This window comes from Arthrobacter sp. SLBN-100, from assembly GCF_006715305.1.
Classification (GTDB): Bacteria; Actinomycetota; Actinomycetes; order Actinomycetales; family Micrococcaceae; genus Arthrobacter.
In genome coordinates this window covers 3486693-3510674 of the sequence record NZ_VFMY01000001.1, presented here as the reverse complement: position 1 = coordinate 3510674, position 23982 = coordinate 3486693, and the positions used below count along the sequence as shown (strand labels likewise).

At 66.7% G+C, this 23982-nt stretch carries 28 protein-coding genes; 10 read left to right on the top strand and 18 right to left on the bottom strand.

What is annotated here, in order from left to right; all coding sequences use genetic code 11:
* Positions 1-15 precede the first annotated feature (15 nt).
* From FBY31_RS16195 to FBY31_RS16160, 8 genes are all read right to left on the bottom strand, one after another.
* Complete coding sequence (locus tag FBY31_RS16195) at positions 16-717, bottom strand: SDR family oxidoreductase (protein ID WP_142043215.1); 702 nt, start codon at positions 715-717, stop codon at positions 16-18.
* Between the two features lie 97 nt (positions 718-814).
* A complete protein-coding gene (locus FBY31_RS16190; protein ID WP_142043212.1) occupies positions 815-2191 on the bottom strand; it encodes a PfkB family carbohydrate kinase in 1377 nt (458 codons plus the stop codon).
* Positions 2188-2931, bottom strand: a complete 744-nt coding sequence (locus FBY31_RS16185; RefSeq protein WP_235013086.1) for a D-sedoheptulose-7-phosphate isomerase — start codon at positions 2929-2931, stop codon at positions 2188-2190. Before FBY31_RS16185 ends, FBY31_RS16190 begins: the two co-directional genes overlap by 4 nt.
* Positions 2928-4181, bottom strand: a complete 1254-nt coding sequence (locus tag FBY31_RS16180) for a glycosyltransferase (RefSeq protein ID WP_142043209.1) — start codon at positions 4179-4181, stop codon at positions 2928-2930. The genes FBY31_RS16185 and FBY31_RS16180 overlap by 4 nt, the downstream gene beginning before the upstream one ends.
* Positions 4178-5212 (bottom strand): glycosyltransferase, encoded by a 1035-nt coding sequence (locus FBY31_RS16175; protein WP_142043206.1) that lies wholly within the window; start codon positions 5210-5212, stop codon positions 4178-4180. Before FBY31_RS16175 ends, FBY31_RS16180 begins: the two co-directional genes overlap by 4 nt.
* A complete protein-coding gene (locus FBY31_RS16170) occupies positions 5209-6297 on the bottom strand; it encodes a glycosyltransferase family 9 protein (RefSeq protein WP_142043203.1) in 1089 nt (362 codons plus the stop codon). Before FBY31_RS16170 ends, FBY31_RS16175 begins: the two co-directional genes overlap by 4 nt.
* On the bottom strand, positions 6297-6833 hold the full coding sequence (locus tag FBY31_RS16165; RefSeq protein WP_142043200.1) for a D-glycero-alpha-D-manno-heptose-1,7-bisphosphate 7-phosphatase: 537 nt from the start codon (positions 6831-6833) through the stop codon (positions 6297-6299). Before FBY31_RS16165 ends, FBY31_RS16170 begins: the two co-directional genes overlap by 1 nt.
* A 153-nt stretch (positions 6834-6986) precedes the next feature.
* On the bottom strand, positions 6987-7919 hold the full coding sequence (locus FBY31_RS16160) for a sigma-70 family RNA polymerase sigma factor (protein ID WP_142043197.1): 933 nt from the start codon (positions 7917-7919) through the stop codon (positions 6987-6989).
* A 146-nt stretch (positions 7920-8065) separates the two neighbouring features.
* Between FBY31_RS16160 and FBY31_RS16155 the strand changes: the two genes are divergently transcribed.
* Positions 8066-9121, top strand: coding sequence for an NAD-dependent epimerase/dehydratase family protein (locus tag FBY31_RS16155; protein ID WP_142043194.1), 1056 nt, complete (start codon positions 8066-8068; stop codon positions 9119-9121).
* Here the strand turns inward: FBY31_RS16155 and FBY31_RS16150 are convergent.
* Positions 9118-9702, bottom strand: coding sequence for a hypothetical protein (locus FBY31_RS16150; protein WP_142043192.1), 585 nt, complete (start codon positions 9700-9702; stop codon positions 9118-9120). The genes FBY31_RS16155 and FBY31_RS16150 overlap by 4 nt on opposite strands.
* 212 nt (positions 9703-9914) lie before the next feature.
* Here FBY31_RS16150 and FBY31_RS16145 point away from each other — a divergent pair, with 212 nt between their 5' ends.
* The 6 genes from FBY31_RS16145 to FBY31_RS16120 all read left to right on the top strand — a co-directional run bounded on the left by FBY31_RS16145 (position 9915) and on the right by FBY31_RS16120 (position 14151).
* Positions 9915-10880: a hypothetical protein gene (locus FBY31_RS16145; RefSeq protein WP_142043190.1), complete on the top strand. Its 966-nt coding sequence runs from the start codon at positions 9915-9917 to the stop codon at positions 10878-10880.
* Positions 10880-11311, top strand: a complete 432-nt coding sequence (locus FBY31_RS16140; protein WP_142043187.1) for a phage holin family protein — start codon at positions 10880-10882, stop codon at positions 11309-11311. The genes FBY31_RS16145 and FBY31_RS16140 overlap by 1 nt, the downstream gene beginning before the upstream one ends.
* Positions 11308-11970 (top strand): DUF3618 domain-containing protein, encoded by a 663-nt coding sequence (locus FBY31_RS16135; RefSeq protein ID WP_142043184.1) that lies wholly within the window; start codon positions 11308-11310, stop codon positions 11968-11970. The genes FBY31_RS16140 and FBY31_RS16135 overlap by 4 nt, the downstream gene beginning before the upstream one ends.
* Before the next feature lie 108 nt (positions 11971-12078).
* On the top strand, positions 12079-13263 hold the full coding sequence (locus tag FBY31_RS16130) for a YihY/virulence factor BrkB family protein (protein WP_142043181.1): 1185 nt from the start codon (positions 12079-12081) through the stop codon (positions 13261-13263).
* A 354-nt stretch (positions 13264-13617) separates the two neighbouring features.
* A complete protein-coding gene (locus FBY31_RS16125) occupies positions 13618-13875 on the top strand; it encodes a hypothetical protein (RefSeq protein ID WP_142043178.1) in 258 nt (85 codons plus the stop codon).
* Positions 13876-13974: 99 nt separating this feature from the next.
* Entirely contained in the window at positions 13975-14151 is a 177-nt protein-coding gene (locus tag FBY31_RS16120) for a CsbD family protein (RefSeq protein ID WP_142043175.1), read from the top strand.
* Positions 14152-14395: 244 nt separating this feature from the next.
* Here the strand turns inward: FBY31_RS16120 and FBY31_RS16110 are convergent, their stop codons facing one another.
* Both FBY31_RS16110 and FBY31_RS16105 read right to left on the bottom strand, forming a co-directional pair.
* Positions 14396-15073, bottom strand: a complete 678-nt coding sequence (locus FBY31_RS16110; RefSeq protein WP_142043168.1) for an O-methyltransferase — start codon at positions 15071-15073, stop codon at positions 14396-14398.
* Positions 15074-15151: 78 nt separating this feature from the next.
* The gene (locus FBY31_RS16105; protein WP_142043165.1) at positions 15152-15478 is read right to left on the bottom strand and encodes a thiamine-binding protein; all 327 of its coding nucleotides are present in this window, start codon (positions 15476-15478) and stop codon (positions 15152-15154) included.
* A gap of 120 nt (positions 15479-15598) precedes the next feature.
* On the opposite strand from FBY31_RS16105, the gene FBY31_RS16100 reads away from it, so the two are divergent.
* Complete coding sequence (locus FBY31_RS16100; RefSeq protein WP_142043162.1) at positions 15599-16228, top strand: TetR/AcrR family transcriptional regulator; 630 nt, start codon at positions 15599-15601, stop codon at positions 16226-16228.
* 202 nt (positions 16229-16430) lie between these two features.
* Positions 16431-16670: a hypothetical protein gene (locus tag FBY31_RS16095; RefSeq protein WP_142043160.1), complete on the top strand. Its 240-nt coding sequence runs from the start codon at positions 16431-16433 to the stop codon at positions 16668-16670.
* 55 nt (positions 16671-16725) lie between these two features.
* Here FBY31_RS16095 and FBY31_RS16090 read toward each other — a convergent pair whose 3' ends face one another.
* The 5 genes from FBY31_RS16090 to FBY31_RS16070 are packed head-to-tail and all read right to left on the bottom strand — an operon-like array spanning position 16726 to position 20722.
* On the bottom strand, positions 16726-17037 hold the full coding sequence (locus tag FBY31_RS16090) for an AzlD domain-containing protein (protein ID WP_142043157.1): 312 nt from the start codon (positions 17035-17037) through the stop codon (positions 16726-16728).
* A complete protein-coding gene (locus FBY31_RS16085; RefSeq protein WP_142043154.1) occupies positions 17034-17816 on the bottom strand; it encodes an AzlC family ABC transporter permease in 783 nt (260 codons plus the stop codon). Before FBY31_RS16085 ends, FBY31_RS16090 begins: the two co-directional genes overlap by 4 nt.
* Complete coding sequence (locus FBY31_RS16080) at positions 17813-18298, bottom strand: DoxX family protein (RefSeq protein ID WP_142043151.1); 486 nt, start codon at positions 18296-18298, stop codon at positions 17813-17815. Before FBY31_RS16080 ends, FBY31_RS16085 begins: the two co-directional genes overlap by 4 nt.
* Before the next feature lie 40 nt (positions 18299-18338).
* Positions 18339-19814 (bottom strand): CoA transferase, encoded by a 1476-nt coding sequence (locus tag FBY31_RS16075; RefSeq protein WP_142043148.1) that lies wholly within the window; start codon positions 19812-19814, stop codon positions 18339-18341.
* Between the two features lie 8 nt (positions 19815-19822).
* Positions 19823-20722 (bottom strand): glycerophosphodiester phosphodiesterase, encoded by a 900-nt coding sequence (locus tag FBY31_RS16070; protein ID WP_142043145.1) that lies wholly within the window; start codon positions 20720-20722, stop codon positions 19823-19825.
* Positions 20723-20771: 49 nt separating this feature from the next.
* Between FBY31_RS16070 and FBY31_RS16065 the strand changes: the two genes are divergently transcribed.
* Positions 20772-22133, top strand: coding sequence for a DUF445 domain-containing protein (locus FBY31_RS16065; protein WP_142043142.1), 1362 nt, complete (start codon positions 20772-20774; stop codon positions 22131-22133).
* Between the two features lie 119 nt (positions 22134-22252).
* Here the strand turns inward: FBY31_RS16065 and FBY31_RS16060 are convergent, their stop codons facing one another.
* Both FBY31_RS16060 and FBY31_RS16055 read right to left on the bottom strand, forming a co-directional pair.
* Positions 22253-23002, bottom strand: a complete 750-nt coding sequence (locus FBY31_RS16060) for a LamB/YcsF family protein (protein WP_142043139.1) — start codon at positions 23000-23002, stop codon at positions 22253-22255.
* Positions 22986-23789 (bottom strand): hypothetical protein, encoded by an 804-nt coding sequence (locus FBY31_RS16055; RefSeq protein ID WP_142043136.1) that lies wholly within the window; start codon positions 23787-23789, stop codon positions 22986-22988. Before FBY31_RS16055 ends, FBY31_RS16060 begins: the two co-directional genes overlap by 17 nt.
* Positions 23790-23982: the final 193 nt, after the last annotated feature.

The window sequence follows — 23982 nt, the reverse complement described above, 5'->3', positions numbered from 1 at the left end:
CATGGGTGGTTGTGCTTAGGGCCAGGAGCCCTCTTCCTCATGGCAGATCAGCATTTCGCGGACTTCGCACCCGGTGGGCTGGGACAGCGCAAAAAGAATCGCCTCGGCCACGTTGCTGGGGTCGTTGAGCCGCGAATCATCCTGCGGTTTGTACTGCTCGGTGCGGTCATCGAAGAAGCGCGTCTTCATGCCGCCCGGGATCATGGTGGTCACCCCGATTTCCCCGCCGGTTTCCGCAGCCAGCGCGTGGCTGAAGCCCACCACGCCGAACTTGGACGCGCAGTAGGCGGTGGCGTCGGCCACGGCACGCTTGCCCAGCGTCGAGGCGACAGTCACCACCCGGCCGTGGGAGGACTTGAGGTAGGGCAGGGCAGCCCGCACCACAGAGACGGTGCCCATCAGGTTGACCCCGATGACCTTTTCCCATTCGGTGGCCTCGACGTCGGCCAGCTTGCCGCAACGGTCGATGCCTGCCGCCGTCACCACAGCCTCGAGCCCGCCGAGTGATTCCGCGGCTTCCTTCACTGCAGCCTCCACGGCCAGCCGGTCCGCGACGTCCACTTCGAAGGCTTTCACCGCGGACACGTTGCTGATGTCCCGGTCCAGCACCACCGGGGTGCCGCCTGCCTTCAGGACGGCTTCGACGACGGCGGCCCCCAGTCCGGAGGCACCTCCGGTGACGAGCACGCGTCCAGGCGATTTCGAATCTGCAGTCATGGTGTTCCTTTCGATCGGGAAAACAAAACTTCTTTGTGGGCTGATCGGCCCACGTCGGGCCGGTGGGCTCACGGTGGCGGTCGGCTCAGCTGGGCCGTCAGCTCACCTTGGCGAGCGCGTCGGCCAGGCCGGTGGTGGAACGTGCAGGGTGGTAGGGGACGGTAACGCAGCGTCCGCCCCACCTCTCCACCAAGGCAGCTTCCGGCAGGCTGGCGCCCTTGTAGTCGCCGCCTTTGACCCAGATGTCCGGGCGAAGGCGTTCCAGGGCAGCCTCGGGAGTGTCTTCGTCGAAAACCATCACAGCGTCCACGCACTCCATGGCGAGCAGCAGCTCGGCGCGGTCATGCTGGCCGATGATGGGCCGTTCCGGGCCTTTCAACCGCCGCACGGAATCGTCCGAGTTCAGGCAAACGATCAGGCAATCCCCCAGTTCGCGGGCAGCCGCCAGGGACCGGACGTGCCCGGCATGCAGCAGGTCGAAGCACCCGCCGGTGGCCACCACCTTGCCGCCGCTTTCGCGCACGGCGCGGGCCAGCAGCAGGGGATCGCTGATGCGGGGCTGGACCGGCGCGGGCTCCTCGGCGTCGGGGAGGGCAGACACCCCGCCGTTGGCCAGGAAGTCCGCGGCGTCGTGGACAGCCAGCACGGCGGCTTCGTCCAGCCCCCGGCCGGCGAGGAGGTGCACTGCAAGGCTGGCAGCAAGCCTGTCTCCGGCACCACAGGGATCACCGGCTTCCACCCTCGGCGCGGGAACGTGTTCCGCACTGCGGCCCGGCCGGCACAGGACGGCTCCCTGTTCGCCCTTGGTGACCAGGACAGCCCGGCTGCCCCATTCCTCGAGCAGGATCCCGCCCACCTCGGCGGCCGAATCGGGGGTGGGCCGGGCTTCCTTCCGGCCGCGCGACTGCACCGCCTTCTGCGCCTCAGCCAGGTTAGGCGTGACGACGGCGACTCCCGGCACCGGATCCGGCCCGGCAGGGTGCGGGTCCCACACAATGGGCACCTCATCCGCCAGCCGCGCCAGGAGCTCCCGCAATTGCGGATTGGCCGCCAGGCCGCGGCCGTAATCGGCCACAATGATCACGCCGGCTTTCTCCACCGCCCGGAGCATGGCCGGGCTGACCTCCGGAACAGGCGTCTTTTCGCAGCCCTGATCAAAACGGACCACGGGATGCGATCCTGCCCTGACCCGGGTCTTGACCGGCGAGGGGTAACCACTGGGACCTGAGACGAGCCGCACTCCGGCGAGGTGTGTTTCAAGCTGCCGGCCGGCGTCGTCATCGCCCAGGACGGTCACCAGCGTGACAGGCCAGTTGTCCCCGGCAAGCATCCGGGCTACAAGGCCGGCTCCCCCGGCACGGCGCTTGACGCCGGACACGTCCACCACGGGCACTGGCGCGTCAGGGCTCAGCCGTGTGGCTTCCCCGGACAGGTCCACGTCCAGCATCACATCGCCCACCACTACGATCCTCATGCCACGCCACCCCGCTTCTGCAGGCCCGGGTTTTGGCCGCCGAGGTTTGTCAAGGCCGGCGCCTCAGCGGCGCCGCGCCGGCCCACTTCCAGGTCGAAGGCGCGGCAGACGGCGTGCAGCGCGATGAGATGCCCCTCCTGGGCATTCGCGTTGAGGGCCTCAATCATGACCGCCTCGTCGCAGGCGTCAGCCAGGGGATTGGGACCGGTTCCCGTGAGCGCCCAGGTGGTGATGTTCAGGCGTGATGCTGCTCCGGCAGCCCGCAGCAGGTTGGGGCTCTTGCCGCTGGTGGACAGCAGCATCAGTACGTCGCCTGAGCGGCCGTGGGCGCGCACCTGGCGGGCGAAGACGTCGTCGTAGCCGTAATCATTGGCGATGGCCGTCACCGCCGAGGACTCCGCGTGCAGCGAGATGGCCGAGAACGGAACCCGTTCGCCGTCGAACCTGCCCACCAGTTCCGCAGTGAGGTGCTGGGCCTCCGCAGCTGAACCGCCGTTTCCGGCGGCAAGGAGCCGCTGGCCGCGGAGCAGGCGCTGGGCCAGCTCCACACCCCAGGCCGCGAGCCGGCCGGACTGGCTCCGCAGCGAATCGAGGGCCGGCAGCACATTGTCCAGGTGCGTGCGCACCGCCTCCTCGCTGTCCGGATCCACAAAAGTGGCGCCGGGCAGCACCGCGGGCAGGGGTGCCGGCCGTGCCAGGACCGGTACATCGGCTTCACGAAGGGACCATTCCGCAGTCACAATGCCGCTCCTTCCATCGGGACGACGCCCGCGGCAGCCCCGGCCACCGCCAGCTGGTACGCCTTCTCGGTTTCGGCCGCCACCCGGTCCCAGGAGTACCTGGTCCGTGCACGCCGCTTGCCCGCATTGCCAAGTTCCGTCCGCAGCGCGGGGTTCTCCAGCAGCAGGGCCAGCGCGGACGCAATGGCCTCGGGGTCCCGGGGCGGCACGTGCAGCCCGGTTCCGTGGTCCACCACCGTATCCCGCAGGCCGCCGACGGCGGCGGCAACCACCGGGACGCCGCAGGCCATGGCCTCGAGCGGGACGATGCCGAAGGGCTCGTACCAGGGCGCGCACACTACGGCATCGGCGCTGCGGAAGATGCCGGGCATTTCGCCGCGTGACACCTGGCCCTGCAGGTTCACCTGGTCCGAAACTCCCAGTTCCCCGGCAAGCTCCAGCAGGCGCCGGACCTCCGGATCGGCGTGGAGCACACCCGACTCTGCGCCGCCGCCCACAATGAGGAGTTCGACGTCGTCGAAGCCGGCATCCTGGAGGTAGGGCAGCGCCCGGATCACCAGGTCCACTCCCTTGCGCGGCACCAGGCGGCCCACAGAGAGGATGCGGTGTTTGCGCTGCCTGGCGGCCGCCGGACCGTCAGCCGAAAAGAAGCCGAGGTCCACGCCGCAGGGTGCAATGGAAATCTTGCCCGTGTTGATGCCCATGGCTTTGAGTTCGAAAACTTCGTCGGAGCAGGTGGCAACGATCCGGTCCACGGAACGTCCAACCCCGGGCTCCAGCCAGCGGCGTTCGGCCGGACTGGTGTCCTCCGAGCCCTGGTGCCGCCGCTTGACCGTGCCCAGGGCGTGGAAGGTCTGGATGACGGGAACGCGGTAGCCCTGCTCCGGCCGCCGGGCAGCGTCCAGGGCCGCAACGCCGGACATCCAGAAATGCCCGTGCACCACATCAGGCGCCCGCCGGCTCCAGTCCCTTGCCACACCGTCGGCAAGCTCGCCCATGTAGGGCAGCAGCTCGTCCTTGGGGACGTGCCGGGCGGGTCCCGCGTCCACGTGCACCACCTCGAACCGGCGGCCCACACGGACCCTCTCCGGAAGCTCCGTTGCATCCCGGCGCGTGTAAACAGTCACCTGGTGGCCCCGCTTGGCAAGTGCTTCGGACAGCGCGGCAACGTGCACGTTCTGCCCGCCGGCATCCACTCCGCCCAACGCCGCCAGCGGACTGGCGTGCTCGGAAATCATGGAGATCTTCATGGCGTCTTCCTCTCTCGCGCCGGAACAAGGATCTTCTCTTCCAGGCGTCCGTTGTCGGAGTGCCGGAGCCGGCCGCCAAGGTCCGCGAGGAGCTCATCCCAGCGGTCCTGGAACCTGCCCAGGCTGTAGCGTTCCAGTGCCGCCTCCCGGGCGGCAACGCCGCACCGTCGGGCTTCATCCGGATTGGCGACCAGCCGCTGAGCGCAGCGTAGCAGCTCATCGATATCGGCGGACACGGCGCCGGCCTCCGGCGGCACCGCCCGCGGCGCTTCGGTGGTGGCCAGGGCAACCACCGGCATTCCCAGGTGCATGGCTTCCAGCAGGGACAACCCCAGGGACGTCCACCGCATCGGGTGTACATAGACGCGGCAGCGGGCCAGTTCCCGGTGCAGTTCCCTTGTCTTGAGGTCACCCCGGGCCGTCAGCCGCGACTCTTCAATTCCCGCGGCGGCCGCGAGGCCGTCGGTCTTCATGCCGAAGACCTGGAGCGGGGCAACCGAAGCGAAAGCCGGCAACAGGTCCGTGCCGGTGACGCGTCCGCGGCGGATGGGTTCATTCACCACCACGCCCAGCTCCGGCAACTCTCCCGTGTAGAGCTGGCCCGGGTCCGGAATCCCGTGTTCGATCACCAGGCTGCGGGCGGATCCGTTATCCCACGCCAGCCTGTTGAAGTGGGTGACGTGCACCAGGGGGATGGCCCGCTGGTCTGCGAGCGGGTGCCGGGTTAACGGAAAGTCGCCCTTGGGGGTGTTGTGCTCCACGTAAACCGCGGGCAGGTTAACACCCGGCCTCCGGCCCAGCAGCCGGGCAACTTCGTCGATTTCCTCAGGACGTTGAAGAACGACGGCGTCAACGGCGTCGGCGTCCAGTGCCGCCAGGTCCACCTCGCGCACTGACGCCGGCCAGTCCCTGCCGGCACGGCCCAGTCCCCAGGCACCACCTCCCGGCAGGACCGGAAGGAGGTACTCATGACGGCCGCGGACAAAAGCGTCCGTCCAGGAACCGTGGACATGCCAGAGCAGGATTCTCATCTGTTACGGGCCTTTCTACGGGTGCTGACGTGGGTGCTGAAAGAGCTCACTCCGCCGATCAGGCGTTCCACGGCCGCCACCACTTCCTCGGGTGCGACGGAGTCAAGGCAGGGGTGGCCGGGAACGGGACAGTCCCGCGCCCGGGACATTCGGCAGGCGGCGTTCTGGTCGCCCAGCAGCTCCAGTGAGACGCCGTACGGCGCCCAGCGGATGGCTGGCACCACGGGCGAAAAAAGGCAGGCCACCGGGGTGCCTACGGCTGCGGCGAGGTGCGCGGGGCCGGTGTTGCCGGTGACGACGGCGTCCGCCCCCGCCATCACCCCGGCGAGGGTATGGAGGTCCGTGCGGCCGCCGAGGTCGATGGCCGACGGTCCGGCGACGGTGGCAGTGAGCGAGGTCTCGCCGGGGCCGCCTGTGACCACAACCCGGCGCCCGGCCCCCTGCAGGAGTTCGACGGCGGCAGCATGGTGCAGCGGCGGCCATGCCCTGGCAGGGACTGCGGCTCCCGGATGCACCACCACGTAAGGGTCATCGCCCACGAGGTCCCTGACGTCGGGCACGGACGTGACGCGGAGTTTGCCGTCGTCCCCGGCCGGGAGCCGGAACCCGCCCGCCTCGGCGATGCCCAGGGCGCGTTCGGCTTCGGGCTGGTCTTCCGGAAAGTCTTCACCGGGCTTGAGCCGGACATCCAGCAGGGAACCGGCGTAATCGGTGGATGCCCCGGTGATCCTTTCCACACCGGCCAGGCGGAGCAGCAGGGCCAGCGGCAGGGGCGACTGGTGGAAGGAGGTGAGGATGACCGCCTCGGTGATCCTGGAGTTCCGGACGTACTCGATGAGCCTGTCGGCGTGCGGGCCTGTCATCCGGGGGGCAGGGTTCATGATCCAGGGGCTGTCCCAGCTGTAGACCTCTGCGGCGCCGGGCAACATTCCTGCCGCCGCTTCACCCTGCCGTCCGCAGAGCATCACCACCTGGTTCGGCCGGCTGCCGTCGGGGAACCGGCCATTGGCGACGGCCCGTACTGCCGGCCCGGCCAGGAGGACATCGCCCATGCTGTCCAGGCGTGCCACCAGGACGCGGCCCATCAGGGCTGCTCCACCAGCAGCGAGACGGCTTCGGCCAGGTCCCGGGCCACCAGCTGGGCCGCGGCCACCTCTTCGGCCCGGGTTACCGGAGTCGGAACGAGGACGCCAGTTGCTCCGGCGGCTTCGGCGGCGCGGACATCAGCGCCGATATCGCCGATGAGCGCTGCCTCCGATTCCTGGATGCCGAGCCTGCGGCAGGCGCTGTGTACCATTCCCGGCGCGGGCTTGCGGCAGGAGCAATTGTCCTGCTCCGAATGCGGGCATACCTCCCACACGTCAAAGGGCCCCAGCAATTCCTCCACCCGGGCGTTGACGCCTGCCACGTCCGCGGCGGTGATCAGGCCCCGCGCGATTCCGGACTGGTTGCTGATGACTCCGGTGGCTATCCCGTCTGCCCGAAGTGCATCCAGGACTGCCTTGGCCCCCGGCATTGGGGTGACCCGTCCGGGGTCCCCGTTGTAGGGCACATCGATCACCAGCGTCCCGTCCCGGTCGAACAGGACAGCGCGGAACTTGGAGGTTACGGAGCTTTCCATACCCCCTCCGTTCCCCACTGCTGCTGCTCCTAAACAAGTGCTGCTGCTTTTCTCACCTTTCGACTGGTCACAGGAGGGGGGTTTGAACAGGCAAGATAGGACTGCGCCGGGCTTCCGGCCGGTGCCGGCGCTGCCGCTGGCACGCCTGGCGGGCTATCTGTTTCCGGCCCTGGAACTGGCGCGGCGGGACGCAGCTTTGCTGGAAGCTGTGCTTGAAACTGCCTCGCCGGCGGTGCTTCGCGCGGACGGGAAAGAGCCCGCTGCCCGGTCCGGTTCCGCCCGGACGCTGTCTACCTGCCCGTTGCTTAGGAGGCGCCGCTGGAGTTCCACGAGCACCCGGGCCAGCCGACGCGAAACCTGCATCTGCGACATTCCCAGCCGCTTCCCTAACTGGACCTGGGTTTCCTCACAGAAATAGCGGCGGTACAGCAGTTCCCGGTCCGCGGGATCCAGGTCCTGCATGGCATCACGCAGGCATGCCAGGTCCTCGAGCCGCTCCAGGGGTGTTTCCGGGCAGGCGAGCAAATCGCCGATCGAGGGGGCGTCGCTGTGCGGGTTGGCTGCGTCCAGGGAGTCGGGGTGCATGCTGCTCGACGCCGAGATGGCCTCCTGGACTTCGGCGGCGTCGGTCCCCAGCTCCGTGGCCAGTTCGTCCACACTGGGATTCCTGCCCAGCGCCTGCACCAGCTCCGGTTCCACCCGGAACATCCTCGTGCGGAGGTCCTGGATGTGCCGGGGCGGCCGGACCACCCACGTGCGGTCACGCAGGTATCTCTTCAACTCCCCGGCGATGGTTGGGGCGGCGTAGGCGGGAAAACTTTCCCCCTTGGTCTGGTCGAAGCCGCGGGCGGCCTTGACCAGTCCAAGGTAGGCCACCTGGTTCAGGTCCGCACGTTCCCGGCCCCGGGCCTCAAAACGGGCAGCGAGGGCTTCGGCGAGGTCCAGGTAGGCCAGGACCAGGTCATTTTCGAAGGTCTCGCGGAGCCGCCCTTGTTTGCTGGCGCGGCGGATTTCCCTCGGAGGTTCCAGGCATGGCTCTTGGACTGGAGTAATGTCCACGGCAAGCGCGGCGAAAGATTCGGGCATTGTCGTTGGTTCCCTCGGGTCTGGTTCCGAAGCCTGCGGCAAGACTTAGCAGTAGGAAATCATAAGGTTGCTTATAAAACAATCCTTCGCGGCATTAGGCTCAGCATGTAAGACGAAACCGCACCCCCTGCCAAGGAGTCTTTGTCATGCGCATCGCCATTACCGGAGCAAGCGGAAATGCAGGGACGGCCCTGCTGCGCAACCTGCAGGGCCAGCTCTCCAGGAAGCCGGGAAGCCTGCAGCTGACAGGGATCAGCAGGCGCCGGCCGGACACCTCCCGCGCTCCCTACGCCGGGGTGGAATGGCATGCGCTCGATGTGGGCCTGGAAAGCGATCGCCCCCTGCTGGAATCCGCGCTGGCGGGGGTTGATTGCGTGGTGCACCTGGCGTGGCAGATTCAACCCAACCGGGACCTGGACCAGCTGTACCGCACCAACGTGACCGGAACAGCGAATGTCCTGGAAGCCGCGCGCATGGCCGGCACCAAACATTTTGTCTGTGCGTCATCAATCGGCGCTTACAGCAAGGCCCCCAAGGACGGGCGTACGGATGAATCATGGCCTGCGGAAGGCATGGCAGGATCCCATTACAGCCGGCACAAGGCGGCGCAGGAGAAACTCCTGGACGAGTTTGCCGCGGCCGAGCCAGGCATCGGGGTGGCAAGGCTTCGGCCGGGACTCATTTTCCAGCGCGATGCCGGGAGCGAGATCGGCCGGTACTTCCTGGGGCCGGTCATCCCCCGGCTCCTGCCAAAAAGGCCGTGGGTTCCCCTGCTGCCCGCCCCGGACAACCTCATTTTCCAGGCCGTCCACGCCGACGACGTCGCTGACGCTTATTGGCGCGTCATCGATCAGCGGGCGTCCGGCGCCTTTAATATCGCAGCGGAGCCGGTGCTCACGCCGCAGGAACTCGCCCGGATCGTACGGGCGCGGAGGATTCTGCCCATCCCCATGGGACTGCTTCACAAACTCGTAGGCTTCGCCTGGCAGCTTCGCCTGCTGCCCACGGACTCGGGGTGGGTTGAGATGGCCGCGGGCGTACCGGTCATGGACACCGGCCGTGCCCGCCGGATCTTGGGGTGGGAAGCGAAAAGCTCATCAGTGGAGGCAGTCCTTGACGTGCTGGCGGGCGTGGGGACAGGGGAAGGAGTAGCTCCCTCCCCTGTCCTGAAGCCGCGGCAAGCCACACCGCCGATAGGCTAGATACCCGGGCGCGGGTTCTCCCTGTCAACATGGCTGCCCCCGGCCGGACCGTCCGCCTCGTTGCGGCCGCTGTTCCGGCCATCGTCGTCGCGGACTCCATCATTGCGGACGCCGTCATTGCGGACGCCGTCATTGCGGACGCCATCATTGCGGACGCCATCGTGGGCAGCAGCAGTGCCGCGGGCAGGATCTCCCACCCTCCCGGCAGCATCGTGATGGTTGGCGTCGTCGCGGTTCCTCCGGTCGCGGCGGTCCGTCGTGACGTCAGGGTCGAGCTCGTCCGCTTTCCGCGTCCGTTCGTTTACGTCATCGCGGATGATGCCGGCCTCTGTGGCCTGCTGGTCCGCGTGCTGGCTCAGCCGCGCCGCTTCAACCTGCGCCCGTTCCGCGTCCGCCCTGGCGCGCGCCGCCTTTGCTTCGCGCTCCCGGGCGTCAAGTTCCTTGTTCTGGGCCTCGCGGCGAATCTCCGCCGCCTTCTCGCGGTGCGCGTCATCCCGCTTTTGCTGTATTGCCTTCCGGCGCCGTCCTGTTGTGAGCAGCAGCAGCACAATCAGCACCACCACGACTACGGCGATCAACACCCAAACCCATGGAGCTATTTCCAAATTACCCACCACTTCCACTTCGATGTGACCGGACCGGCCGCGAAGCCGTTCCGGCTGACTTTTTGGAACCGTTTATAACTCGCTTAGCAAGCGTACTTACCTTTTATTAGTAATCATGCTTATTATTTTAGGGCCAGTATCGCTGGTTCTTGATCAACAACCGGCCTTCTTGGAAAGAGAGAGCGAAGATGACAGAGAACCAATGGCCCGAGGATCCCGCTTACACGGCTCCGCCGGCCTCCACAGGAATTCCGGGCGAGCGAAGCGCCACCACTTTCCCGTCCGCCGCTACTCCCCAATATGGCGGGGTACCCGCCGGCGACACCTCCGGGACGTCCCGCAAGGAAGCAGCGAAGGAAGAAGCAGCAGATGTGGCGCGGACTGCAGCGGGCTCCGCGCAGAACGTGGCCCAGACGGCGAAGGAAGAAGTTGCCAACGTCGCAGCCGAGGCGAAGTACAGCGCCCAGGATCTGCTGGCCCAGGCAAGGTCGGGACTGACCAGCCAGGCCGGCACACAGCAGCAGAAGGCAGCCGAAGGCCTCCGGACCATTTCCAGCCAGTTGCACAGCATGGCTGAGGCCCCCGATCAGCAGGGCATGGCCAGCGACCTGGTCCGGCAGGCCGCCCAGCGCAGCGAATCGGTGGCTTCCTGGCTGGAGAACAGGCAGCCGGGCGACCTGCTCGGCGAAGTCCAGAGGTTCGCCCGGAACCGCCCGGGCACCTTCCTCCTGCTTGCGGCAGGCGCTGGTGTCCTGGCAGGCCGCCTCACCCGCGGCCTGACCGCAGGCGCAACCCAAAGCCAGGCAGGCACCAGCAGCAGGGGGCTCACAGGCCAGTACGCCAGCCCCTACGGTGACCAGTACACCGAGGGCTACGCGCCGGCCGGCGGAACAGTTCCGCCCCCGCCGGTCCAGCTTCCTGGCCCTGCCACCACTACGGCTGGTTATGAGGGCGGTGCTCCCGGCACCGTCTACCCCTCAGCCATGTCCACCGCCAGCCCCCTGGGCAGTCCTGACCTCGTTGAAGAAGAGCCCTGGTCCGGCAACCGTACGGCCGAGGACCCCCTCGGCGACCGCAGCCTTGCCGATGACCCCATGGCCGGCGATCCCCTCACCCGGGACCGCTCCAGGGACGGCCAGTCTGGTGGACTGTGATGAGTAGCCAGATTCCGGAGACGCCGCCGGCTGCGGCGCATGTAAAGGCGGACAACGCATCGCTGGGTGAGCTCCTGGGTGATGTGACCCGGGACCTGTCCACCCTGATGCGCCAGGAAGTGGAGCTGGCCAAGGCCGAACTGAAACAGTCCGCCACCAAGGCCGGCAAAGGCGGAGGAATGCTCGCCGGCGCCGGCGTCGCCGGGCACTTCGTCCTGGTCTTCCTGTCCCTGGCCCTGATGTTCGCCCTGGACGCCCTGATGCCGCTGGGCTGGGCCGCCGTGATCGTCGCCGTGATCTGGGCCATCATCGCCGCGATCCTGGCCTCCATCGGGCGCAAGGAACTCAAGCAGATCCAGGGCATGCCCCAGACCGGCGAAACACTCTCTGAAATTCCCCCAACCCTAAAACCAGGTGAGGTAAACCGATGAGCGATAACCCGGACGCAATCCGTTCAGACATAGAAGCCACCCGCGCCCGCCTGGGCACCAACGTGGACGCGGTCGCCGACAAGGTCACCCCCTCCAACGTCGTCCACCGCCAGACCGACAAAGTGAAAAACGCCGTCACCGGGGCGAAGGAGCGAATCATGGGAGCAGCAGACAGCACCACCACCCGTGTGCAGGACAGGGTCCATGCGGGCACCGGCCACGCCGGCGGCGCCCTGCACCACACCACCGACACCCTGCACGACGCCAGGGACAACGTCGGCGCCAAACTCAGTGATGCCGGGACCGCGATTTCGCACGCACCGGACCAGGTCAAGGCCAAAGCCCAGGGCAACCCGTTGGCCGCCGGCCTGATCGCGTTCGGCGCCGGGATGCTCGTCTCGTCCCTGATCCCGCCAAGCCAGAAGGAACGCGAAGCAGCGGACCAGCTCAAGACCGCCGCGCAGCCCCTGGCCACCCAGGTCACCGACGCCGCGAAGGACATGGTCCAGGACCTGAAGGAACCGGCCCAGGAAGCGATGGAAAACGTCAAAGCCACCGCCACCGAGGGTGTCCAGAACGTCAAAGCCGAAGGCCAGGGCGCCGTCACCGACGTCAAGGACCGCGCCACCGATGCCAAAGGCCACGTCCAGAACACGTAAACGTCCAACGCGGCACCCTAAGGCATTGAGTATCACCCTGACAGGCCGGCCCCGCCCTCCCGCGGAGCTGGCCTGTCAGTTTTTGCACCCTTAGCGAGAGGACAACCCATGGCCACTCAGGATTCTTCCGAAACCAGCACCGCCAAAGCAGGTCAGGCACCGGATCCGAACGACACCCGGAAGCCGGACAGCCCCACGGACGTGGACAAGCCGTCCTGGAAATACATCTTCAAGAAGACCCTGCGGGAATTCAGCAAGGATCAGTGCCCGGACCTCGCGGCAGCCCTGACATACTACGGAGTGTTGTCCCTGTTCCCGGCCATACTGGCGCTGGTTTCATTGATCGGGCTTTTTGGGGACCCGGAAAAAACCACCACTGCCCTGCTGGAGATCGTGCGCGGGTTCGCGCCTGCGGAGACGGTCAACACCGTCAGCGGCACCGTGGAGGAGCTGGCCAACGCGCCGGCAGCAGGCTTCACACTGGTGATCGGGCTCGCCACCGCGCTCTGGTCCGCATCCGGCTACGTCGGGGCTTTCGGCCGGGCGATGAACCGCGTGTACGAGGTCGATGAAGGGCGTCCGTTCGTCAAGCTGCGCGGCACCATGCTGGTGGTTACGCTCCTTTCTATTGCCATCGTCGCTGTTTTGGCGGGCATGCTGGTCCTGAGCGGCCCGGTTGCCGAGGCAGTGGGCGGGCTGATCGGGCTTAGCGGTGCCTTCCTCAACATCTGGAACATTGCCAAATGGCCTGTGATGGTGGCGCTTATTATCGTGATCATTGCCGTGCTCTACTACGCCACACCCAATGTCAAGCAGCCCAAGTTCAAGTGGATGAGCATGGGCTCCGGCATTGCACTGTTCGTCTTCCTGATCGCGTCACTTGGCTTTGGTTTCTACGTGGGCAACTTCGGAAACTACAACAAGACCTACGGCGCCCTGGGCGGCGTGATCGTGATGCTGCTGTGGCTGTGGATCCTGAACATGTCCCTGCTCTTCGGTGCGGAATTCGACGCAGAGATGGAGCGTGGCCGCCAGCTCCAGGCAGGCGTCGAGGCAGAGGAAACCATCCAACTGCCGCCGCGGGACACCAAGAAGAGCGAGAAGCTGCAGAAGCAGGAGGAAGAGGATATCCGGCGCGGGCGCGAACTGCGTGAAAAGTACACCGCAGCGAACGGCCGGGATGAAGACTCCGGTGAGAGTGCGGACAGAAGCCAGCGTTCCGGCCAGTCCGCGGACCGGCATCGCGACAAGGTCCGGGACAAGCTCCGTGGCCGCAGTACCGGCCGGGAGTAAGCGGCCGCGGACCCCTGGCAGGCGGCGGACGGCAGGCGTGGGGTCGCCGTTTGGCGGGGGCTAGGCAGGACCTTCAAGATAGGGGAAAATTGTTGTAAAGGCTCTGTTGAGGTTTCCCGGGTTAACAAGGTGGTCCGGGACAAGGCGGGGCCGGCGGTGAGATGGCCTCTTCTGAGACCGAGGCCAGTCCCCCCAGTCGCCGTCGGCCCCCTCGATTCTGCGGAATGACGCGCGACTGGACAAAGTGAACCCCTCTGCCATAGTTTCATGTTTACTCTGCTCGGCACCCCAGGAGCCGCGCAGGGCCGCTGAAGCAGATACGGCGGCAATACGGTCGACCCCGAATGAGCGAACATGCCTGCCACCCATTTTGAACAATTTATTGCTGAAACCGTCGTCGCAGACAGGGAGCCCGGACTGGGCCTTCGCCGCGATGAGCTCTACGGGCTTTACACCAGCTGGTGCCTGCTCCAGAAAGAGCAACTTCAGGCCCCGGAAGCCTTGTGGGAAGCACTCCAGGCCCGCGGAATCAGCCCGGACAGCAACAACTTGTCCATGACGGGCCCCGCCGCCGCCGACTACATCGTGGCCAGCGCGCCTGATCTGGTGTGAGTTCCTGCCAGACCTGTTGAAGGCGTCTTTGGCTGGTTAGCATGAGAGCATGACCGGCGTATTATCGTCCGCCGGCCACCAGCCGAAGGGAGAATCACCATGGGTTTGGATGACAAGATCGACAATGCCGCCGAAAAGATGGCCGGCAAGGCCAAAGAAACTACAGGCGCGGCCACGGACGACGAAAGCCTGCGCGCTGAAGGTCAGATGGACCAGTCCAAGGCCGACCTGAAGCAGGCCGGCGAAAAAGTCAAGGACGCTTTCAAGAAGGATTAGGTTCCCGGAAACCAAACGGTTGAAAAAGGACTGCTGCGAATTTCGCAGCAGCCCTTTTTTCGTCCTGCCGGCTCCATTTCCCGGCCAGTTTCAGTGCTAAGCGGCTAGGCGGGTTCTGTGACTGATGCCGTGGCGGCCAGTCCTTGAGGAAACTCCTCAAGGCGGCTGCCGGAAGACAGGCTGCTGCTGCGGCCCTCCGGCAGGGCCTGCAAGGCCCTCATTCGTTCGGCTGCCTGAACAGCCCCTACCTGATCCGGGCCAGCGCGAATCCGTCCCAGCCTTTGGAGCCCACAGTCTGAATGACGGTGGCGTCGAGCCGGGGGTGCTCGCCCAGCAGCTTAAGGGCGTCGACGATCCCGGGTGCATTGACGGGATCCATGCCAGGGTCCAGGATCGCACCCTCCCAGATGGTGTTGTCCAGCACCACCGTGCTGCCCGGCCGCCCGAGGCGCACCGCCCAGTCCAAGTAGCGGCTGTTGTTCTCTTTGTCGGCGTCAATGAAGATGAAGTCGAACGGGTCCCTTTCCTCCTCGGCCAATGCGGCGAGCGTGTCCAGGGCAGGTCCCAGCCGGATCTCCACCTTCTGTCCCAGCCCGGCGAAGTCGATATTTGCCCACGCTACTTCCGCATGTTTGGGGAGGAATTCGCACGTCACCAGCGTGCCGTTGGCGGGCAGTCCCTGGCCCATCCAAATGGTACTGAAACCCGCCAGCGTGCCTATCTCCAGAACCCGGCGGGCGCCGGACAGCTGCACCAGGAGCTTCAGGAGTTTGCCGGCGTTGGGTGCCACCTCGATGGGCGGCATGCCTGCATCAGCGGCGGATTGCACCGCCCGGAGAAGGGCCGGATCAGGATGAACCACGACGTCGGAAAGGAACTTTTCGGTGGCGGTCCACTCCGGCCGGGGCTTGTGCTCAAACATGGGCACAGTCTGGCACGGGGCTCCCCGCGGGTCCAGAGGATTCACCAAGCGGGGAGTCGGGCCACCGGCGCAGCAGCCTTACGAACCGCCCTCGGCGAGTGCCTCTTCCAGGCGGTCCACTTTGGCCGTCAGCTCGCCGGAATACCCCGGCCTGATATCCGCCTTGATGACCAGGGAGACGCGGCTGCCGTAGCGGCCCACCGCCTCCGTTGCGCGCTTCACGACATCGAAAACTTCATCCCATTCACCCTCGATGGTGGTGAACATTGAATCTGTTGTGTTGGGCAGGCCTGACTCCCTGACGATCTTCACAGCGGCGGCGACGGCGTCGTGAACGGATGCGTCCGCGGGCCGGGAACCTTCAGCAGGGGTACCGGAGGGGGCAACAGAAAAGGCAAGCAGCATAGGGCCAGTGTGCCATGGCAAAGGTGCCGGCGCAGGCGGAGCAAACCGCTGCCGCCGTCACAAAACCCCCTACCCCCCAGTAACGGTGAACGGCAGGACCTCCATTGCTAACCTTTTGGCATGAGCCTCGCAGTCGCCCGCAAGCCCCTCCGCGCCGACGCAGCGCGGAACGTGGACAAGATCATCACGGCTGCGCGCCAATGCTTCCGCGAATTCGGCCCGGAAGTTCCCCTCCAGACCATTGCAGCAACGGCGGGGGTGGGGCCCGCCACCCTCTTCAGGAACTTTTCCGACAAGGAGGAGCTGGTGCTTGCGGCCCTTAACCGGCAGCTCCGGCTCACAGTTGATCCGGTGGTGGACGGTGCCCTGGCAGATATCGACGCCGCCGCGGGGCTGCTCCGGGTCCTGGAGGCCCTGATGGCGGCGGCCAGCGACGACGCAAACCTCCTCGGCGCCGTTGCCGGGCGCAGGGAACTGCTGACCGGCATTACGGGCGCATTGATGGAATCGATCAGCGTGCTGCTCGTACGCGGGCAGGGCCAGGGAAGCCTGCGCGAGGACATCTCCATGACGGACATGTTCCGGCTGCTGGCGATGCTCATTGGAGTTGTGGACACCATGGAACCGGGATCGGATGCCTGGCGCCGGCCCCTCGCCCTGGTGGAGGACGCCATCAGGACCGTCAGGCCCAGCCGGCCGCTTCCTGCCCATGTGCCGGTGCCGGCCGTTCCCGTGACGCCCCTCCCCTGACAGGGTTTACAGGGGCATAACTCCGGACAGACAGTCCAAACGAACCCGGGATAACCGGGATTTCCGCGGCGGATTCCCCATTGTGGGCACCGGAGTGGGTGCAATACACTTCAAGTGGGTTACGCAGCCAGCCTCTCTGTTCCTTCCAAATGGAGCACCCTATGCCCCAGTTCCTGCACCGCCGGCCGATGGCCGCCTCGTGATGAACAGTTCCAGGCTTCTGCACTACATCAACGATCCGCGCGGCCCAGAGGAAGTTCTTCCCACCCTCCCGGCGGAGGAACTGGCAAAACTGCTGGATGCCCTTTTCCAGAATCTGGACACTCCCGAACCGGAGTACGGCGCCCAGGCCTGGTATGAGATGGGAGTTGAAGAAAGCGCCCGCCGCTCCGATCCGGTCAGTTCAAATTCAAGCGACGCCGCTGCGCACGGAGTAGCCTGACTGGCTGCTGCCGGTGCCCAACACCAGTGACTGGTGTCGCGCTGGCTATGGCGGCTCAGTTCCAGCCGAGCATCCGCAGCACGGCAGAAGTTCCCGCACCCGCCACCACCACCAGCAGGAACGGCGCCCGCACTGCCAGTGCGATGGCTGCGGCCGCGAGGGCGCCCAGGCGGGCGTCGGCAGCCAGTGACTGCCCGGAGGCCGCAGCGTTAACCAGGGTGAGGGACGCCAGCAATCCGATGGTCATGGCTCCTGCCACCCTCGACATCCGGGGATTCTCGAGGAGCTTGGCCGGGACAAAGTACCCCACCAGCTTCCAGGCATAGGCCAGGGCGCAGGCAAGGAGCAGCCAGATCCAGAGGCTCATGTGTCCACCCCGGATACGCCGTTGCCGTGCTGCCGGTCTTCACCGTGCCGGTGATCCGCGCCGCGGTGGTGGTGCTCCCGGTAGGGATCCACATCCGGTTCCAGGCCCTCGTCGCTGCGCCCGTGGCTGTACCAGCCGATCACCGCCGCCACGACGGCCGCCACCAGGATCGGTACGCCGGCGGGAACAAACGGCACCGCCACCACCGTGGCCAGCGCGCAAACCACCGCGATGGCGATCGGTTCGCGGCCCTTGAGGCGCGGCCAGAGCAGTGCCAGGAAAGCAGCTACTGCCGCGCCGTCCAGCCCCCATTGCTTCGGGTCGCCCAGCCCGCTGCCGGCAAGCGCCCCCACCGCAGTGAACAGGTTCCAGAGCACGTAGATGCCAAGGCCCGCGGTCCAGAAGCCGCGGCGCTGCTCGGCGGGATCGGTCTGTCCGGTGCTGGTGGCGGTGGACTCGTCGATGGTCACCTGCGCGGCCACGTACTTGCGCCACCCGGTGGGGTGCAGCAGCGCGTTGAGCTGCATGCCATAGATTCCGTTGCGCATGCCCAGCAGCGTGGCCGCACTCATGGCTGCGATGCCCGAGCCGCCTCCGCCCACCACGCCAATGAACGCGAACTGCGATCCGCCGCTGAACAGCAGCAGGCTCAACGCCATAGTCTGCCAGAAGTCCAAACCGGACGTGACGGACAGGGCGCCGAAGGAGACGCCATACAGCCCGGTGGCAACACTGATGGAAAGTCCCACGCGAATGGCCGGGGACGACAGGAGCGTCACGTCCAGGCTCCCAGCGCGGGCTTGGCGGCTCCCAGCGCGGGCTTTCGCAGGCTCCAGGCCCACAGGATGAGCGGCGCCTGCAGCGGGAGCCGCAGACTATGCACCGTGCGCTCGAGGGGAGTTCCTTCCGGGCCGTAGGCAAGCCGGAGCGCGCCGGCGTGCCCGGCCAGGAAGACGGTGAACATGGCGGTGACGGCGGTAGCGGTTGCCTTGCGCGCCGGCGGAACAAGGATGCCGACGGCGGCCGTCAGTTCGAACAAGCCGCTTACAGCGATCCATTCCTCCCTGGTCATCACGGCGAACGGCCGACGGCGGTGCGGTTCCGTACCGCTTTCCCTGTCCTCCAGGCAGAGGTAGTCCGGCACCACTCGGCGGTAGAACCGGGGGTCGCGGAAGTGTTTCATGGCGCTGGCCAGCAGGAGGGCACTCATCGCTGCAGCGGAAAGGCTATGGAGGGCCCGGCCGGACCGGGGAAAAGGCATGCCTCCACTCAATCACAAGCGCGGCAGGCCCCTAAAACTGTCAGGCCCAGGCGAGCGGGGAACTTCCATAGGGCGCCGGCGGGCTGGGGTAGTCCAGCGGCTGTCCGTCCACCAGGAGGGGCGGCCCCGCGTAGCGCAGTTCACCGTAGCTGCTGGCCATGGTGTGCAGTTCGGTTGCGGGCAGCACCGGTTCTGGAAAGTCGTGTGCAGCCGGGCTGCCTGCCGGCATCCCGGCTTGCGGGACAGGGGCCGCCGGGCTGCCCGGAGCCACCGCCGCGAAGCCCACAGCCGGAAGGGCGAAAAGCTCCTCGGCGGTGCGGGCCAGGGACAGCCGTGCCGATCCCCCAAGCCCTTTGTGCCGGCGCCTGGCCAGCAGGGCGATGGCTGCCGCTGCCACGCCATACCCGGTGGCGTGGTCCAGGGCCTGGACAGGGAGCGCACCCGGCCGCCACCCGCCGTCGTCGTCCCCTGTCCCGTAAAGATCGGCGATTCCGGTGGCTGCCTGGATAATGCTGTCGAAGCCACGCAGGCCGCTCCAGGGGCCCGTGTTTCCCCAGCTGTCCAGCGTGACCACTACCAGCTCCGGCCGGGCTGCCAGCAGCACCTCCGGTTCCAGCCCGAAGCGGTCCAGGGAGCCGCGGCGGTATCCCGTGATGACAACATCTGCGGTGGCCAGCAACTGTTGCAGCAAGTGCCGGTTCCCAGGGGTTGCCAGGTCCGCCTCCGCGCTCCTCTTGCCAAACCCTGTATCGACGAACTGATCGGTAATTTCGGGAAGCCGTGGCGGATCAATCCGCAGGACGTCGGCACCAAGCGCCGCCAGCAACCGGGTGGATACCGGCCCGGCAATGACGCGGGTCAGGTCCAGCACGCGCACACCGGCCAAGGGGCGGCGTGGATCGGCGCCAGACAGGCGCAGGGGCTTGGGCACAGTGTTCTCTCCGCCGGACAGGCGCAGTTCGATCCAAGGCCCCGTACCGGCAGCGCTGCCGATCCCCGAATTAAGCCACTCCTGGCGGCTTCGGACGGCCGCGGCAACTCCTCCCCGGGCTTGGACCGCGGCTTCCGCTTCGAGCGAGGTCATGGCGGCGAGGGCTGCAGCCACGCCGTCTGCCGTGGTGGCGGCCAGCGCTTCCATGAGCCGCTGCATATGGTGCGGGTAGTTGGCGTGGAGCCGGATCCAACCGTCACGGGTACGCCGGAAGCCGGACAGCGGGGCGAAGCCCTCGATCCTGCGCCCGTCAATCCGCAGGTAGCCGTAGGAGTCGAAGGCGCCCGCGGTCAGGGCCGCCGTGGTGGCGAACCGGCCCGGCGTTCCGATCAGGAGGTTTAAAGCTGCGGCCGCGGCCCCCACGGAACCAAGTGCCAGGCCTTCCACATCCAGCGCACCGCCCCACCACCGGCGGGGACCGGACCATGATCCGGCAGCCTCATCCAACGCCAGCCCCGCGTCCCTGAACACGGGCTCCAGGTAGCGGAACAGTGCGGGAACGGCGCCGGCAGCTTCCCCGGTCATCTGGCCCCCTACCTTCCTTGCGGCGAAGCCATGTGCAACTGCCCTAACACACGGGCGGGCACGTTGGTAGTGATTTCGTGGATGCCCAGGCTCCGGCACAGCTCCACATCCTGGTCACTGTCCACGGTCCACACCCGGAACCGCCGGCCCCGCTCCAGCCAGCGAAGGATGGTGCCCGGATGCCGGCGGACATAGTCGACGCCGGGGCCGGCCAGTCCGGCTTCGCCGGCGTCCAGGATCCGCTCCCCTTCCACCTGGGCAGCTTTCATCACGTTCGCGATGGCGCCCCCGGTGATCAGTCCCAGGCCCAGTTCCTCGCGGAGTTCCCGCGCATCCACGTCGTCCACCAGCTGGCAGACGTATTGCGGCGGAACGGACCGGAGGAGCCGGCGGACGGACTCCGGGCTGAAGCTCATGAACGTCACCGACACGTTGTCCACAGAAGAGCCTGCCGCCTCCCATCCCTCGGCCTGCAGGACTTCAATCACCCGGTCCTCCAGCTTGAGCTGGTAGGGGCTGGGATGCTTCAGCTCGATGGCAAGCCCGACGGGCCGGCCGGCGCCGCGGAGGATCTCCAGTAACTCCGGAAGGGTCAAAAACTGCTCGGAGCGCGCCCCGTACATTTCGGGAATGCGCACCCCCTTCCAGGAAGAAAAGTCCAGGCGGCGGAGTTCCCGCAGGGTCCGCTCCGCCGCTGGCCCGGTTCCGTCGGAAGTGCGGTCCAGGTTGGCGTCGTGCAGGAGGATGACGTGCTGGTCGCGGGTCAGGTGGACATCGCACTCCACGCCGTCGGCCCCGTCCGCCAGCGCCTGCAGGTAGGCTGCGCGGGTGTGTTCTGCAAACGCGGCGCTGGAACCCCGGTGGGCGAAGACCAGCGGCCGCTGCAGCGGTGACTCGTCAGTAGTCATGCAGACACGGTAGCCGACCCGGCCCGGGCTGCGGGGCTAGGCTTGGCACATGCAGGTGAACTCTGAGCCAACTACCCGGGAAGCACCCCCCAGAGCGGCAACGTCCGGGGCACCTCCCGGGAGGGACCGCACCAAGGCGCGTGCCGCCGTCGTCCGCCAGCAACTCAGTGCCGGCGACGCTGAAAAGGCGGCAGCGCTGCGGAAAATGAAGCTTCTGGCGCTGGGCCTGCTGATTGCCATGGCCGTGATTTTCGTCTTCGCGTTCGCGCTGCAAAAGGACTATCCGTGGCTGCAGTACGTGCGCGCGGCGGCAGAGGGCGGCATGGTGGGTGCGCTGGCCGACTGGTTCGCCGTCACCGCGCTGTTCAAGTACCCCATGGGCATCAAAATCCCGCACACCGCCATCATTCCGCGCCGGAAGGACCAGATCGGCGCATCGCTGGGCGAGTTCGTGGAAACCAATTTCCTGTCTGAACAGGTGGTCCAGGAGAAGCTGGCCAGCGTCAACATCGCCCGCCGGGCAGGCGAATGGCTCGCAACACCGGGCGGCGCCGAGCGCGTCGCGAAGGAGGGGGCCGCCGTCATCCGCGGCGTGTTCAAGGTCCTGAATGACGACGACGTCCAGGCAGTGATCGAGGGAATGGTGCGTAAGCACCTGCTGGCTCCGCCGTGGGGACCACCCGTGGGCAGGATGGCGGAGCGGATTTTCCACGATGGCCATCACCACAAGCTCGTGGACCTGCTGGTGGACCGGGCAGCCGACTGGGTGGACGACAACCACGAGACCGTCAGCCGGCTGGTCGCTGACCGCTCCCCCACCTGGGTCCCGCAGTTCGTGGACGGCCTGGTGGGCGACAAGGTCTACGTGGAAATCCTGAAGTTCGTCCGCGCCGTGCAGGCCGACCAGAACCACCAGGTGCGGCAGCAAATCGACAAATACCTGAACGACCTGGCCCAGGACCTGCAACACGATCCGGCCATGATCGCCCGCGCGGAGGACATCAAGGCACAGGTCCTGGGTGATCCGGAAGTGCGCGAACTTGCCTCCCGTACCTGGGGCACCGTGAAGAATGCGCTGCTGGGCGCCGTTGACGATCCGGACAGTGACCTGACCATCAAGTTCAAGGGCGCCGTCCGCGACTTCGGCTCCCGGCTGGTCAACGACCCCGAACTCGCGGGGAAGGTAAACGCCTGGATCGGCGACGCCGCCGGCTACCTGGTGCGGACCTACCGCTCAGACATCGCCGGGGTGATCACAGACACGGTGGCCCGGTGGGATGCCGAGGAAACTTCCCAGAAGATCGAGCTGCAGGTGGGCAAGGACCTGCAGTTCATCAGGATCAACGGCACGGTGGTGGGCTCGCTTGCCGGCCTGGCGATCTTTACGGTGGCGCACCTGATTTTCGGGTGAGTTTTTCCAGGCTTTTCGACGCGGATAAATTCCGGCGACGCGCAAAAGCTTATGCGCACCGCATATTTGGCCCGCGCCGGCGAACATGCCCAGCGCCAGCGACTATGCGCGTCGAGATTTCAGGCGAACGCTTCCAGCTCCACACCGGCGGCCTCAAGCCCGGCACGGACGGCCGCAGCCATCCCCACAGCACCGGGGGTGTCGCCGTGGATGCACAGGGAGTCCGGCTGCACCTGGACCACTGTCCCGTCCAGGGCCACGACTTCACCTTTGGTGGCAAGGCGGACGGCCCGCTCAACGATCGCGTCGACGTCGTGCAGGACGGCCCCTTCCTGCGAGCGCGGGACCAGTGTTCCGTTGGCCTGGTAGGCGCGGTCCACAAAGGCCTCGATGAAGACCGGGTGCCCGGCTTCCTTCGCCTGCTTCAACAGCTCAGACCCGGGCAGGCCCAGGATTGGCAGGCCCGGATCGTAGGAGTTCACGGCTGCCACCACAGCGGACGCCTGATCGGCGTCGTGGACAATCCGGTTGTACAGCGCGCCGTGCGGCTTCACGTAGTCCACGGAAGCACCCACGGCATGCGCCACGCCGTCGAGCGCGCCCAACTGGTAGAGCACATCGCCGAACAGCTCGTCGAAGGACATGTCCAGCGAGCGGCGGCCGAAACCGGCGAGGTCGCGGTAGCCCACGTGCGCGCCGACGGTTACATCCAGCTCATAAGCAGCGCGGCAGCTGTCCAGCATGGTGACGGGATCACCGGCATGGAATCCGCAGGCCACGTTGGCGCTCGTGACCAGCCGGAACATCGCGGCGTCGTCCCCCATGTTCCAGGAGCCGAATGATTCGCCGAGGTCAGCGTTGAGATCCAAAATTGTTGCCTTCCAGCGTCAGGTGGTCCGGTGCGGCGGCGTTCAGCTCGCCGGGGATGGTATCCGGCATGGGACCAAACGCTTCCTTCGCGTTCCCCACGACTGCCCGCCCCATCACGAGGTTACCGGCTCCGCCCACTACCGCGCCGATGCCGAACGGCAGTGCCCGGCCGAATAAGGCAGTCCCCTGCCTTTTGAGGAGGTTCTTGAGGAAGGCTTTCTGGATGCGGTTCCGGATCGAGCCGAAGCCGGGCACGGTGGATCTGGACAGCACGTTGCCCCAGGCCCTGGTGGCGTTCATGCCGTTGCCGGCCGCCTGGCCGCTGAGCGTTCCGAGGAGCGCGGTGCCTTCCTCGCCCAGCATGATGGCCATGACCATGGTGCTGGCTTTTTCCGGGTTGGTGAGGCGGATGCCGTGCAGTTCGGCGAGGGAAGTGGCGTACAGCGCGGTTGCTTCCAGGAACCCCACGGTCGCCGCAGCCGAGAGTCCCAGGGACGCTACGGTGCCAACGCCGGGGACGACGGCGGTTGCGCCCACAAGAGCCCCGCCGCCGGTGACGGCACGCAGGTAGTCGCGCTCCAGGATGTCTGCCAATTGGGCGGCGGTGGCGCGCGGGTGCTTTTTCTGCAGCCGGCGGATGTACGCCAGGACCAGCGGACGCTGGATCTCCACCGCCTTCAGGAGCGCGTTGTGGACGCCCGGCTTCGGTTTGCCGTCGGCGTCGAACACTGCGTTGTGGGCGGTTTCGGTTGCGATCCGTACTGCGGGGTTGCTGCGCCTGGCCATGGTCACCTCTGTTGGTCTCGACTGCCGCGTTGGTTGCGGCTCTCCTGATACTAAGCTTGCTTAACATTAGGCCACGGCACGGCGGCTGCCCCAGTCGCTTTCACGGCAGGGCCCCGGGTGCCCCGAGTGCCCCGGTATCCAGGTGCCCGGGGACCGGCGCGTATCCGGAGGCCCGGGCACCGGGCGAAGCCTA